This window comes from Nocardioides sp. AE5 (assembly GCF_031844485.1).
Lineage (GTDB): Bacteria > Actinomycetota > Actinomycetes > Propionibacteriales > Nocardioidaceae > Nocardioides.
In genome coordinates, this window is record NZ_JAUZVI010000008.1 from 156,053 (window position 1) to 167,841 (window position 11,789).

The window sequence follows — 11,789 nt, forward strand, 5'->3', positions numbered from 1 at the left end:
AAGGGGGTGCGCAGAAGGGGCGCGTGCCTTCCCACCCAACAGTCACGCCAGAGCCCTGTGCAGGAAGGAGTCTATCGAAGGGCGTGGTCGTCGGAAGATTCCTGGCTACCACCACTCGACGTTTGCGCACATCGATGGCCTGCTGTCGGCACGGTGTGCCGTGCTCAGCGGGGCTGCGCGAGATGCGGCTGTCGACCGTCATCGTTGGCGCCGCGCGATTGACCGGTTCCTTGCGGACCTGTATCCAAAATCATAGGGTTCGGTATGGTGGTCCTGCGACTCGCATTCTACGTCTTGACGCTCTTGGCTGCACTGTGCGTGATTCCACCCGCATCTGCCGACACACCTCAGCCCGATGGGCCCCCGGACAAGGGCGCGCACACGTGGTGCTATGAGTCGGGGTTCACGATGAGCGCGACGGCCGATGCTGCGATGACTTGGCTCAGAACACAGGCGGTGGTTACCACCGCATATTACGCCACCTGTCGTACAGACACTGACGTTTGGTGGCGCGAAGGCAACGTGGCGGGCGCATATGGATCGGCCGTCTGCCAAGTACGAAACAGTGCGAACCAATGCGACCGTTACCGCATCACCCTCAACAAGGCGGTCATCAACAGTGCCAAGCACCCCGACTCCCAACGCCGGAAAACGACGTGTCACGAGCTCGGTCACACTGTCGGAGTTCGTCATTACGGTGGTGGAAACTACCCGGGTGGCGACACTGCGCATAGTTGTCTACGGAGTGGCGAGGTGCCACTGGCGAATCTGGCATGGCATACCCGATACGGGCCGCATCACAGGACAGCGCATATCAATCCTTGGTTCTCCTGACTGCGAAAGGCTGTGTTGACCCATGACACGAATGAGCTGTTCGAAGGCCACCATGGTGGCCGTTGCGGTGGGTGTGTTGTTCGTCATTTCCGGATGTTCCGGCTCCGGGGAGAACACGCCTGCCGGCGCCCCGTCGGCGCCGTCCGAGACCCTGTCCTCGGTGGGGTCGGAGTCTGATCTGCCGAGCGTCGACGGTGAGATCGTGCGGGGAGAAGCGCACGCGGACTATGACGTCGCGGCGTCAGTTGTGGGCGCGGCCGAGCCCGCGACCGTGGTTGTCATCGGCCGCGTCAAGTCTTGGGCCGAGGGCCGGATCATCCACGACGGGGACTCGGCGTTGAAGTCTGCGGTGCTGGAGGTCGAAGTGGAGACTTCCCTGGTGCCAAGAACGGTGGAGTCGGCCTTCGTGGAGATCGATCGCGGGGGCACGCTGATTGACGAGGAGGGCAACGAGGTTGAACTGCACGACGGTGCCACCTACGTTCAACGCTCCGTGGAGGAATTGCGCCAGGCGGTCCCCGTCGGCACCCGAGTCGTGGTGCTTGGAGTCGCTGCACCGACGGATGAGGAGATTGCGTCCACAGGTGGCCAGCAGGTGATCGAAGCCTGGGTTCCACCTCATGGAGATGACCAGTTGGTCAGCCCGGTCCAGCAAGGACTGCTGTTCGAGGACGCGGACGGCTCATATGTGAGCGGCGTGGCAGACCAGGAGGATGTCGAGTTCGGTGATTGGCCCGCAGCCGGTGAACGCGGTGACGCGGGCGGTTCGGATGGCTATTTCGACCAACTCGTCGACGAACTCACTGCTGCGTTCTGACCAGGATCACGTTTGCGCTGGGAGCGCCCGTGGGACGCTGCCCAGCAACCGCTCGCACTCGGTGATCAGCCGCTGCCGGATGGGCGCACCACGCTCCGCGAACTCTCGCTGTTGATCGGCGTACTCCCGTTTGCCCTTGGGCGTCTCGATCTTGATGGGGGTCCACTGCTCGCCGCTCGGGTCCAGCACGGTGCCGGTCAGGTCGTACGGCGCCGCCCGCATGTCGAGGATCCTGATGTCCCACGCCAGCTCGAAGGCGTCTGCGACCAGGCCCGAACAGATCATCGGAGTCAGTCGGAAGGCATGCTTGTAGAGGTCCATCGTGTCGCGCGGACTGGAGCCATCAAGTCTCGTGTCATGAGACGATCGTCCTCATGACGGGTAGTGACGGCTGGCCGACTCGCGCAGAGGTACGGGGGCGTTGGCTGGCCATCTTGGCTGGGGAGACGACTCGCGAGGCAGTCCACGATTGGGCGGCCCCATGGGTTGAGGGCACGGGCGAAGACAATGTGTTCGGGCCTCCGGATGACACGATGGTGGCGACAGCCTTGCAGTACCTCCACGGGTTCACGATGGCGTACTTTCCAGATGCGCCGAACCTGATCCATCACGGAGGGCCCGGCATCTACGTGAAGTCTCTCGACGACATACGCTGGGACTACGAGTGGTGGATCGCCAAGTGTGAGGCATGGGACCGGGGAGAACGCCCTCGCCGGAACTAGCTTCTCAGCAAGCGCTCGCACTCCTGAATAAGTCGCTGCCGGATCGGTGCTCCACGCTCGGCGAACTCGCGCTGCTGGTCGGCGTACTCCCGTTTGCCCTCGGGCGTCTCGATCTTGATGGGAGTCCACTCCTCGCCCGTGGGATCAAGCGTGATCCCTGACAGGTCATAAGGCGCGGCGCGCATGTCCATGATCCTGATGTCCCAGGCCAACTCGAAGGCATCGGCAACCAACTCGCTCGGGATCATTGGCGTCAACCTGACTGCAACCTTGCCGTAGAGGTCCATCCCGCCGTGCAGGCAGCCCGGCTGCTCGTACGCCGCTCGGTCATCGCTGGCGGGCTGCAGCAGGTTCAGCCCCCGCGCTTGTGGCGTGAAGAACCGGAACGCGTCGAAGTGCGAGCAGGTGATCCGGTGCGACTCGACCACCTCGTCGGTGCCGGTCGGGCCCAGCCGCAGTGACCAGTCCTTGTGGCGGACCTCGTCCTCGTCCAGCTGGTAGACCATCGCCCACTCGTGCAGCCCGAAGCAGCCCAGGGTCGGCTGCCGGGCCGCAGTCGCGGTGAGCAGCCGGTGCAGCGAGGAGATCAACGGCCGCTGCGAGGCGACGTACTCAGGCGTGACCGCCACCGGGGCACCGCCATAGCCCTTGGCCCCGACGTACGCCGACGCATCACCGCCCAGGGCCACCCCGAAGCCGGGGTGCCAGCGCATCAACTGCGCCGGCCGCTGTGAGTAGTAGGTGAAGAGGAAGTCGTGCACCGGGTGCTTGATCCGCGCCTCGCGACGGGCCAGGTGGGGAGCGACGTACGGCTCCAGGCGTGCGGCGTGTGCCCGGGCGCGCTCCTGCCACGTCGCTTCGTCCAGCACCTCGTCCAGCATTTCGATCACCTGGCCAGCGTAGGAGGACGTCCGACCAAAGTCGTAGTCGCAACCATCCCGGGGACGGATGCAACCCGGGCGCCGGTGGGGGAGTCTTGATGTCAGGAGCAGAGCAGGATCGAACAGAGGGAGAAGCGCATGGCCAGCCAACGACGCATCAGTCCCGAGCAGGCGGCACGTCGCCTGAGCGTTCAACTGCGGGTTGCGCGCCGCCGCCGGCGGATGGGAACCACCGTCGAGGCGCAGGCGCTCCGCAGCCGCCTGATGCGTTCCTGAGGCCGCGAACCCGGAATCGGGGAGCCACCCGCCCGCCCGATAGGCTCGACCCCGTGCGCATCTGCAGATTCACCACCGGCGAAGACCCCCTCTACGGCGTACTGACCGGAGAGCTCGACGAGTACGGCCAGCCCGACGAGGACGCCACCATCGTGGCCCTGGCCGGCGACCCGCTCTATGTCGGCGTCAAGCTGCTCCAGGACGAGTACAAGCTCGCCGACGTCAGGCTCCTGGCGCCGGTGCTGCCACGGAGCAAGGTGGTGGCGATCGGCAAGAACTACGCCGCCCACGCCGCGGAGATGGGATCGGACGTGCCCGAGGAGCCGCTGATGTTCCTCAAGCCGAACACCTCGGTGACCGGCCCCGGCGACCCGATCTTCTACCCGCGCCAGAGCCAGAACGTCCACTACGAGGGCGAACTGGCCGTGGTGATCGGCCGGATCTGCCGTGACGTCCCCAAGGAAAAGGCCACGGACGTCATCCACGGCTACACCATCGCCAACGACGTCACCGCCCGCGACCTGCAGAAGAAGGACGTCCAGTTCACCCGCGGCAAGGGGTTCGACTCCTTCTGCCCGCTCGGGCCGTGGATCGAGACCGACCTCGACCCGCAGGCCTTCACCGACGGGGTGGCGATCCAGACCCACCTCAACGGCGACCTGGTCCAGGATGGCAACACCTCCGACCTGATCTTCGACATCCCCACGCTGGTCGAGCACATCACCTCGGTGATGACGCTGCTCCCCGGCGACGTCATCCTCACCGGCACCCCCGACGGTGTCGGTCCGATGGAGGTCGGCGACGAGGTCGAGGTCTCCGTCGCCGGCATCGGAACCCTCACGAACAAGGTGGCACAGCGTTGAACGCACCGAACGCAGAGTCCGCAGCGGCCGTCCTCGGCGACCTCGCACCCGAGCAGGTTCGGGTCCGGATGGCGCCCTCGCCGACCGGCAGCCCGCACGTCGGCCTGGCCCGCACCGCCCTCTACAACTGGGCCTTCGCGCGCCATTTCGGCGGCACCTTCGTCTTCCGGATCGAGGACACCGACAAGGCCCGCAACACCGTCGAGTCGTACGAGTCGCTGATCGACCTGATGCAGTGGCTGGGCCTGGACTGGGACGAGGGGCCGCTCAAGGGCGGCGACTTCGGGCCCTACCGCCAGTCCGAGCGCACCGACATCTACACCGACGTGCTGGCCCGGTTGCGTGAGCACGGGTCGACGTACGACTGCTACTGCACCAACGACGAGGTCGACGCCCGGCGCAAGGCCAGCGGCTCCAAGGTGATGGGGTACGACGGCTTCTGCCGCGAACTCTCCGCCGAGCAGCAGGCCGCCTTCGCCGCCGAGGGACGCGCCGCGGTGGTCCGGTTCCGGATGCCCGAGGGCGAGATCACCTTCGACGACCTGGTCCGTGGCGAGATCACCTTCGACACGCAGTTCGTCCCCGACTTCGCGCTGGCCCGCGCCAACGGCGACCCGCTCTACACCCTGGTCGCGCCGATCGACGACGCGATGATGCAGATCACCCACGTGCTCCGTGGCGAGGACCTGCTCTCCTCCACCCCACGCCAGATCGCACTCTTCGAGGCGCTGGTGGCGATCGGGGTCGCCGAGCGTACGCCGCGGTTCGGCCACCTGCCCTACGTGATGGGGGAGGGCAACAAGAAGCTCTCCAAGCGCGACCCCGAGGCGCACATGGAGCTCTACCGCGAGCAGGGGTTCCTGCCCGAGGGGCTGCTCAACTACGTCGCCCTGCTCGGCTGGGCGATCGCTGCCGACCGCGACATCTTCACCCTCGACGAGATGGTCGAGGCGTTCCAGATTGGTGACGTCAACCCCAACCCGGCCCGCTTCGACCTGAAGAAGTGCGAGGCGATCAACGGCTCGCACATGCGGCTGCTCAGCGTCGAGGACATCACCCACCGCTCGATCCCGTTCCTGCAACAGGCTGGCGTGGTCAGCGACCCGCTCCACGACGCCGACGCGCAGCTCCTGGAACGGGCGATGCCGCTGGTCGCCGAGCGGATCAACAAGCTCGCCGAAGTGCCGGACATGCTGGCCTTCCTCTTCGTCGACGAGGCGGAGTTCACCCGCGACGAGGACGACGTCGCGAAGCTGCTCGACGAGGAGGGCAAGGCCGTCGTGCAGGCGTCGTACGACGCGCTCGCGGCGCTGGGCGAGTGGAGCACTGCGGCGATCGACGAGGCGCTGCGGGCCAAGCTGGTCGACGAGCTCGGCCTCAAGCCGCGCAAGGCGTTCGGCCCGGTCCGCGTCGCCGTCACCGGCCGGCGCGTCTCCCCGCCGCTCTTCGAGTCACTGGAACTGCTCGGCCGCGAGCGTGGCCTGGGCAGGCTGCAGAGCGCACTGGCCTGACCCATGGCGAGCGAGCCACCCAGCACCCGACAGCTGGGCTTCCACCAGTTGCACCGCGGGTTCCGCAACGCCTGGTGGCGCTCGGTGCTGGGCATCGTGGTGCTGGTGGCCGTGGGCGTGGTGCTGCTGCAGGTCATCCTGAACACGGCCATCTCGGTGGCGATCGCGCTCGGTGGCTCCGACGACGTCTCGGGCGATTACGACCGCCTCCTGGACCTGTCCGACCCGACCCCGTTCGGCCTGGCCCGGCTGATGCTCGTGCTGGCCGGGCTGATCCCGGTCGTCTTCGCCGTCTCCTGGTTCCTGCACCGGATGCGCCCCGGATGGCGCACCTCGATCGCGCCACGGATGCGGTGGGGCTTCTTCGGCATCTGCCTGGTGATCTCGGTCCTCGCCCTGATCGCCACCTTGATGGTCGGCACCCTGATGCCACTGGACAGCCAGGCCGACGGCGCCGTGGAGATCACGCCATCGGTCAACGAGTTCACCTCGAAGTCGCTGCAGTTCCTGCTCGTGGTGCTGGTCCTGGTCCCCTTCCAGGCAGCGGGGGAGGAGTACGCGTTCCGTGGCTACCTCACCCAGGTCTTCGGTGGGCACTTCGGCGCCTGGGTGGCGATCCTGGCCCCGGCCCTGCTCTTCGCGCTCGCCCACGGCGCCCAGGACCCGCCGATCTTCGTCGACCGGTTCGCCTTCGGCCTGATCGCCGGCATCCTGGTCGTGAAGACGGGAGGCCTCGAGGCCGCGATCGCGATGCACGTCCTCAACAACTGGCTCGCCTTCTCGATGGCGATCTTCTTCGGTGACCTCGGCGACGCACTGAACCCGTCGGGCGGCACCTGGTGGAGCCTGCCGGTGACCCTGACCCAGTCACTGGCCTACCTGGGGATGGTCCTCTTCGCGGCCCGGCAACTCGGGTTGAAGACCACCGTGTCCGAGGCCGAATTGGTGGCCTCGCGGGGTCGAGTGTAATATCTCTGCTCGGCTCCCAGAGGGCCGGAAAACATTGGGATATGGTGTAATTGGCAGCACTAGGGATTCTGATTCCCTCAGTCTAGGTTCGAGTCCTAGTATCCCAGCGAGATCACCACACCAGGTGATTTTGATCGGAACGACAACCTCGGTTAGAGTTCCACTCGCTCAGTACGAGCAGTTGCCCCCGTCGTCTAGCGGCCTAGGACGTCGCCCTCTCACGGCGGTAACGCCGGTTCAAATCCGGTCGGGGGTACAACCCAGTCAGGGCCCGGTCCACCAGGACCGGGCCCTGACGCATTCCTGTGTCGGGCCGGTGCTGCGGAACGACATGCAGTTCGGACCCGCTTGGGCCGCCCTGAGCGGTGCGGGCCGGCATACGTCGCCGAACTGCATGTCCTTCGGTTTGCGGTTCAGGCGCGCGGCGGCTCGTCGCCCCGCGTGGAGGTCGCCCCCGCCAGCCCGAGCACCGGTGCGCTGAGCCGCTCCATCGCCTCCACCACGTCCGCATGGCGCTGCGCCACCGAGGCGACCAGGGTGGCCATCTCGGCATGCATCTGGGCCAGGCTGGCCATCGTGTCGGCCAGTTCGCGCTGGCGGGTGACGAAGTCCTGCAACGGCTGGGCGGTGGCGCCGGCCAGGTTGCCCAGCGCGCCGAGCAGGTCGGTCACCTGGGTGGCGATCTCCTCCGGAGCGGTGATGCCTGCCCGCCCGGCCTCGACCAGGCTGTTGAAGGCGGTGGTGGTCAGGTTGAGTGCGGCACGCTGCGACCTGGTCAGCAGCTCGAACGGATTGGTCCCCATCCACGGAGCGTGCCACACCGGAGGCCGTCCTGGGAACGGTTCCCGCCCAGGGGCCCGATCCTCAGCGGGGAGGCTTGAGGGCCAGCACCGCGCAGTCGGCACCGAGCAGGATCCGTTGCGCCGTGCTGCCCATCAGCAACTTGCCCACCGGTGTACGCCGCCGGATGCCGATCACGATCAGCTCGGCACCGGCCTGCTCGGCCGCCTCGAGGACCTGGTCCTCCACGGCCGTGCCCATGGTCTGGCGCACCTCGTGCGGCACGCCGCTGTCGACCAGCAACTGCTCCACGGCGGCAAGTTGCTCCGCGGATGCGTAGTGGTCGTCGACGAGCACGTCACCGCGCGTGCCGTTGACCACCAGCACTCGCGCGCCCCGCAACCGGGCCTCGTCCAGGCCACGCTCGAGCGCCACCTGGCCGAACGCGTCGGGACTCCACGCCACCACGATCGTGCTCATCGCTGCACCAACTCCTCTTCCTCTGCCAGGGACTCCGCCACGGACCCACCACGCACCCGGCGCAGCACCAGCGGCACCACCACGACCAGGGCAGCGATCACGTAGAGCGCGATCGCCAGCGTCTCGTTGAAGAGGCCACCCACCTCACCGCCGGAGATGGCGAACGCCTCGCGGAACCGGGTCTCCATCAGTGGCCCGAGGATCACCCCGATGATCAGCGGCAGCACCGGCAGGGAGAACCTGCGCATCATGAAGCCGACCAGGCCGAAGACCAGCAGCAGGAAGACGTCGAACGGTTGCTGGTTCGCGGCGTACGCACCCAGGGCGCCGTCGGGATCTCGCGGGTCTCTGCGCGCCGCTACCTCGAGCACTTCGTGGAGAACCGGCGCGTCGCGGTGCGGTTGAAGTACGGCACCGGACGGCCGGAGCGGCGCTACCGGGCCACCTGATCGCAATGGCCGATTTCCGCTGGAAGATATGCTGGAGCTGGGGCACGATGGCACCATGCACACCGACCGGGAGGCCTGCTACCAGGCCGTGAGGAGCAGGGACCGCCGCTTCGACGGCGTCTTCTACACCGCCGTGCACACCACCGGGATCTACTGCCGTCCCTCGTGCCCGGCCCGGACCCCGGCGATCCAGAACGTGGCCTTCCACCCGAGCGCGGCGGCAGCCCAGGCGGCAGGGTTCCGCGCCTGCAAGCGATGCCTGCCCGATGCCACCCCGGGCAGTCCCGCATGGGATGTCGCCGCCGACGTGGCCGGTCGGGCGATGCGCCTGGTCAACGACGGCGTGGTCGAGCGGGAAGGGGTCGACGGCCTCGCCGGCCGGCTCGGCTATTCGACACGACACCTGAACCGGTTGCTCACCGAGCAACTCGGCGCGGGACCACTGGCCCTGGCCCGGGCCCGGCGGGCGCGCACCGCCCGGGTGCTGATCGAGACCACACGGATGGGCTTCGCGGACATCGCCTTCGCGTCGGGGTTCGCCAGCGTGCGGCAGTTCAACGAGACCATCCGCGAGGTCTATGCCAGTTCGCCGACGCAGTTGCGGGGCAGGCGCGGTGGGGTGCGCGCGCCGGACGGACACGTGCGGATGCGGCTCGCGGTGCGGACCCCGTTCGCCGGCGCGGCGCTGCTGGACTTCCTCGCCGCCCGCGCCGTGCCGGGGGTGGAGCACGTCGCGGGCACGGCGTACGCCCGGACCCTGCGCCTGCCGCACGGCCCCGGTGCGGTCAGCCTCGACCTGGTCGATCACGGCGGGAGCGGCGGGGTGGCGATGGTGCAGGCGACCTTCTGGCTGACCGACCTGCGCGACACCGGCGCCGCCGTCGAACGGGTACGCCGCCTGCTCGACGCGGACTGCGACCCGGTGGCCGTCGACGAGCAACTCGGCGCCGACCCGGTGCTCGGGGCGAGCGTGGCGCGGACCCCGGGGTTGCGGGTGCCCGGCGTGGTCGACGGCGACGAGATTGCCTTCCGCGCGGTCCTGGGCCAGCAGATCAGCGTGGCCCGGGCCCGTGACCTGGCCGGTGCCATCACTGCGCAATGGGGAGAGCAGGTGGACGCCCCGGTGCCGGGGCTGACCCACCTCTTCCCCGACGCCGCCACCTTTGCCGGGCTGGGCGAGGCTGCCGAGGCGGGGGAGTTGCGGATGCCGCGAGCACGGGCCCGCAGCCTGGTCGCGCTCGGTGCAGCGCTGGCCGGCGGCAGCGTGCGCCTGGACCGGGGTACGCCGCGGGACGACGTACGTGCGGCGCTGCTGGCGCTGCCCGGGATCGGGCCGTGGACTGCCGACTACGTCGCGATGCGTGCGCTGGGCGACCCGGATGTGTTCCTGCCGACCGACTTGGTGGTGCGCCGGGCGACGCAGGCCCTCGCAGGTCGAGCCGACCCGAGGATCGCGGCGGAGGCATGGCGACCGTGGCGCTCGTATGCGCTGATGCACCTGTGGCGCTCCGGTGGTGGCACCGAGCCAGCCCGGCGGAGTGGCCAGGAACGACAAGGAGGAGGATGAGCACGATGTGGACCGTGATCGAGAGCCCGGTGGGTGAGTTGCGACTCGTCGAGCGTGACGGCGCGTTGACGGCGATCGAGTTCTCGCCGTTCCGCCCGTCCAGTGACGGCCGGCCGATGGGGCAGCGCCAGGATGACCACCCGGTGCTGGCCGAGACGGTGCGGCAACTCAGCGCCTACTTTGCCGGCGAACTGGAGGTCTTCGACCTGCCGCTGGCGCCGGTCGGCACCGAGTTCCAGCAGCGGGTGTGGCACGAACTCGTCCAGATCCCGCACGGGCAGACCGCCTCCTATGGCGAGATCGCCCAGCGCCTCGGGTACACCAATGCTGCCTCGCGCGCGGTCGGCCTGGCGAATGGCCGCAACCCGATCCCGATCGTCGTCCCGTGCCACCGGGTGATCGGCGCCAACGGTTCACTGACGGGGTACGCCGGTGGCATGGAGCGCAAGCAGATCCTGCTGGACCTCGAACAGGACGCGCTCTTCTGAAACTTGGGTAACGGTCGGTCAGTTTCACAGGTGAGCCTGTGAAACTGGCCGATCAACGCGATGTTTCGCTGCGATCGGGCAGAAATGATCGGTAGGAGTGAGCGAGCGGACCCAGTTGTTGTCCACAGGGCACACCTGCTCGGGGGTTATCCACAGAAAAGCAGATGATGGATTGGTGGACTTCGGGCCGGGGATCGGCATTCCATGGATGAACTGCTTGCACTTCACGACAGCCCGGTGTTCTTGCGTGGCGAAGCTCTGGACCATGGGTACACAGACAAGGAGCTGAGGTCTGGGCTCCGCGCTGGACACCTGCACCGGATTCGGCAGGGCACCTACACTCTCGGGGCGGTGTGGGCCAACGCTGACGCCTTTGAGAGACATCGGTTGAAGGCGGCCGGTGTCCTGCTGACCCATCCCGGCACGGTGATGCTCAGCCACACGTCTGCGGCAGTGGAGCATGGGCTGAGATTGTGGAACCCGAACCTGGCAAAGGTTCATGTGACGCGCCTCGATGGGTCACCGGGGCGGTCATCGAAGGACATCGTCTATCACCAGGGTGCATGGACGCCGGATGATGTTCACCAGAAGGAGGACCGACTGCTGGTTGGACCGCTGCGAGCCGGATTGGAAACGGCTGCTCTGCACAGCGTGGAACAGGGGGTTTGCATCCTCGACTCAGTTCTCGACATGGGCCATGCATCGCTTGATGAGCTACACGGACTGGGGTCCCGGATGCTGGCGATGCCACACACCCGGCGACTTCAACTGGCCTGTCGACTGACGAGGGTGGGTGCAGAATCGGTTGGGGAAAGCAGACTACGCATGTTGTGTTGGCAGCAGGGGCTGCCTGAACCGGTACTGCAGTTCGAGGTCCGTGATCATCAGGGAATTCTGATCGCACGAACTGACTGTGCCTGGCCCGAACTCGGGGTGCTGGGCGAGTTCGATGGCCGAGTGAAGTATGGCCGGCTGCTCAGGCCGGGGCAGGAACCGGGGGATGCGGTCTTCTTGGAGAAAAGGCGAGAAGACCACGTGCGGGAAGTCACCGGCATGCGGATGGTGCGAGTGATCTGGGATGACTTCGACCGCCCGCGCTTGACGGCAGCACGGTTTCGAAGCCAGTTCAATGGGATGCCGGCAGCCTGAGTT

13 protein-coding genes and 2 tRNA genes are annotated in these 11,789 nt (G+C 67.3%); 10 read left to right on the forward strand and 5 right to left on the reverse strand.

The window, feature by feature from the left end; genetic code table 11:
* Window positions 1–865 precede the first annotated feature (865 nt).
* Window positions 866–1,651: a hypothetical protein gene (locus tag Q9R27_RS13035; RefSeq protein WP_311252821.1), complete on the forward strand. Its 786-nt coding sequence runs from the start codon at window positions 866–868 to the stop codon at window positions 1,649–1,651.
* A gap of 6 nt (window positions 1,652–1,657) precedes the next feature.
* On the opposite strand, the gene Q9R27_RS13040 is transcribed toward Q9R27_RS13035, so the two are convergent.
* Window positions 1,658–1,972, reverse strand: a complete 315-nt coding sequence (locus Q9R27_RS13040; protein WP_311252822.1) for a hypothetical protein — start codon at window positions 1,970–1,972, stop codon at window positions 1,658–1,660.
* A 397-nt stretch (window positions 1,973–2,369) separates the two neighbouring features.
* Complete coding sequence (locus Q9R27_RS13045) at window positions 2,370–3,254, reverse strand: 3-methyladenine DNA glycosylase (RefSeq protein ID WP_311252867.1); 885 nt, start codon at window positions 3,252–3,254, stop codon at window positions 2,370–2,372.
* A gap of 138 nt (window positions 3,255–3,392) precedes the next feature.
* Here Q9R27_RS13045 and Q9R27_RS13050 point away from each other — a divergent pair, with 138 nt between their 5' ends.
* From Q9R27_RS13050 to Q9R27_RS13075, 6 genes are all read left to right on the forward strand, one after another.
* Window positions 3,393–3,530: a hypothetical protein gene (locus Q9R27_RS13050; protein WP_311252823.1), complete on the forward strand. Its 138-nt coding sequence runs from the start codon at window positions 3,393–3,395 to the stop codon at window positions 3,528–3,530.
* 53 nt (window positions 3,531–3,583) lie between these two features.
* On the forward strand, window positions 3,584–4,393 hold the full coding sequence (locus tag Q9R27_RS13055; protein ID WP_311252824.1) for a fumarylacetoacetate hydrolase family protein: 810 nt from the start codon (window positions 3,584–3,586) through the stop codon (window positions 4,391–4,393).
* A complete protein-coding gene (gene gltX / locus Q9R27_RS13060; RefSeq protein ID WP_311252825.1) occupies window positions 4,390–5,904 on the forward strand; it encodes a glutamate--tRNA ligase in 1,515 nt (504 codons plus the stop codon). Before Q9R27_RS13055 ends, gltX begins: the two co-directional genes overlap by 4 nt.
* Before the next feature lie 3 nt (window positions 5,905–5,907).
* On the forward strand, window positions 5,908–6,873 hold the full coding sequence (locus Q9R27_RS13065; protein WP_311252826.1) for a type II CAAX endopeptidase family protein: 966 nt from the start codon (window positions 5,908–5,910) through the stop codon (window positions 6,871–6,873).
* A 35-nt stretch (window positions 6,874–6,908) separates the two neighbouring features.
* A tRNA-Gln gene (locus Q9R27_RS13070) sits at window positions 6,909–6,980 on the forward strand.
* Between the two features lie 76 nt (window positions 6,981–7,056).
* A tRNA-Glu gene (locus Q9R27_RS13075) sits at window positions 7,057–7,129 on the forward strand.
* A gap of 157 nt (window positions 7,130–7,286) precedes the next feature.
* On the opposite strand, the gene Q9R27_RS13080 is transcribed toward Q9R27_RS13075, so the two are convergent.
* From Q9R27_RS13080 to Q9R27_RS13090, 3 genes are all read right to left on the reverse strand, one after another.
* Window positions 7,287–7,676: a hypothetical protein gene (locus Q9R27_RS13080; RefSeq protein ID WP_311252827.1), complete on the reverse strand. Its 390-nt coding sequence runs from the start codon at window positions 7,674–7,676 to the stop codon at window positions 7,287–7,289.
* A 61-nt stretch (window positions 7,677–7,737) separates the two neighbouring features.
* Window positions 7,738–8,133 (reverse strand): universal stress protein, encoded by a 396-nt coding sequence (locus Q9R27_RS13085; protein WP_311252828.1) that lies wholly within the window; start codon window positions 8,131–8,133, stop codon window positions 7,738–7,740.
* A complete protein-coding gene (locus Q9R27_RS13090) occupies window positions 8,130–8,504 on the reverse strand; it encodes a tripartite tricarboxylate transporter permease (protein ID WP_311252829.1) in 375 nt (124 codons plus the stop codon). The genes Q9R27_RS13085 and Q9R27_RS13090 overlap by 4 nt, the downstream gene beginning before the upstream one ends.
* Before the next feature lie 133 nt (window positions 8,505–8,637).
* On the opposite strand from Q9R27_RS13090, the gene Q9R27_RS13095 reads away from it, so the two are divergent.
* The 3 genes from Q9R27_RS13095 (at window position 8,638) to Q9R27_RS13105 (ending at window position 11,786) form a co-directional block, all read left to right on the forward strand.
* The gene (locus Q9R27_RS13095) at window positions 8,638–10,149 is read left to right on the forward strand and encodes an AlkA N-terminal domain-containing protein (protein WP_311252830.1); all 1,512 of its coding nucleotides are present in this window, start codon (window positions 8,638–8,640) and stop codon (window positions 10,147–10,149) included.
* Window positions 10,150–10,154: 5 nt separating this feature from the next.
* On the forward strand, window positions 10,155–10,637 hold the full coding sequence (locus Q9R27_RS13100; protein WP_397219702.1) for a methylated-DNA--[protein]-cysteine S-methyltransferase: 483 nt from the start codon (window positions 10,155–10,157) through the stop codon (window positions 10,635–10,637).
* 204 nt (window positions 10,638–10,841) lie between these two features.
* Window positions 10,842–11,786, forward strand: a complete 945-nt coding sequence (locus tag Q9R27_RS13105; protein ID WP_311252832.1) for a hypothetical protein — start codon at window positions 10,842–10,844, stop codon at window positions 11,784–11,786.
* Window positions 11,787–11,789 lie beyond the last annotated feature (3 nt).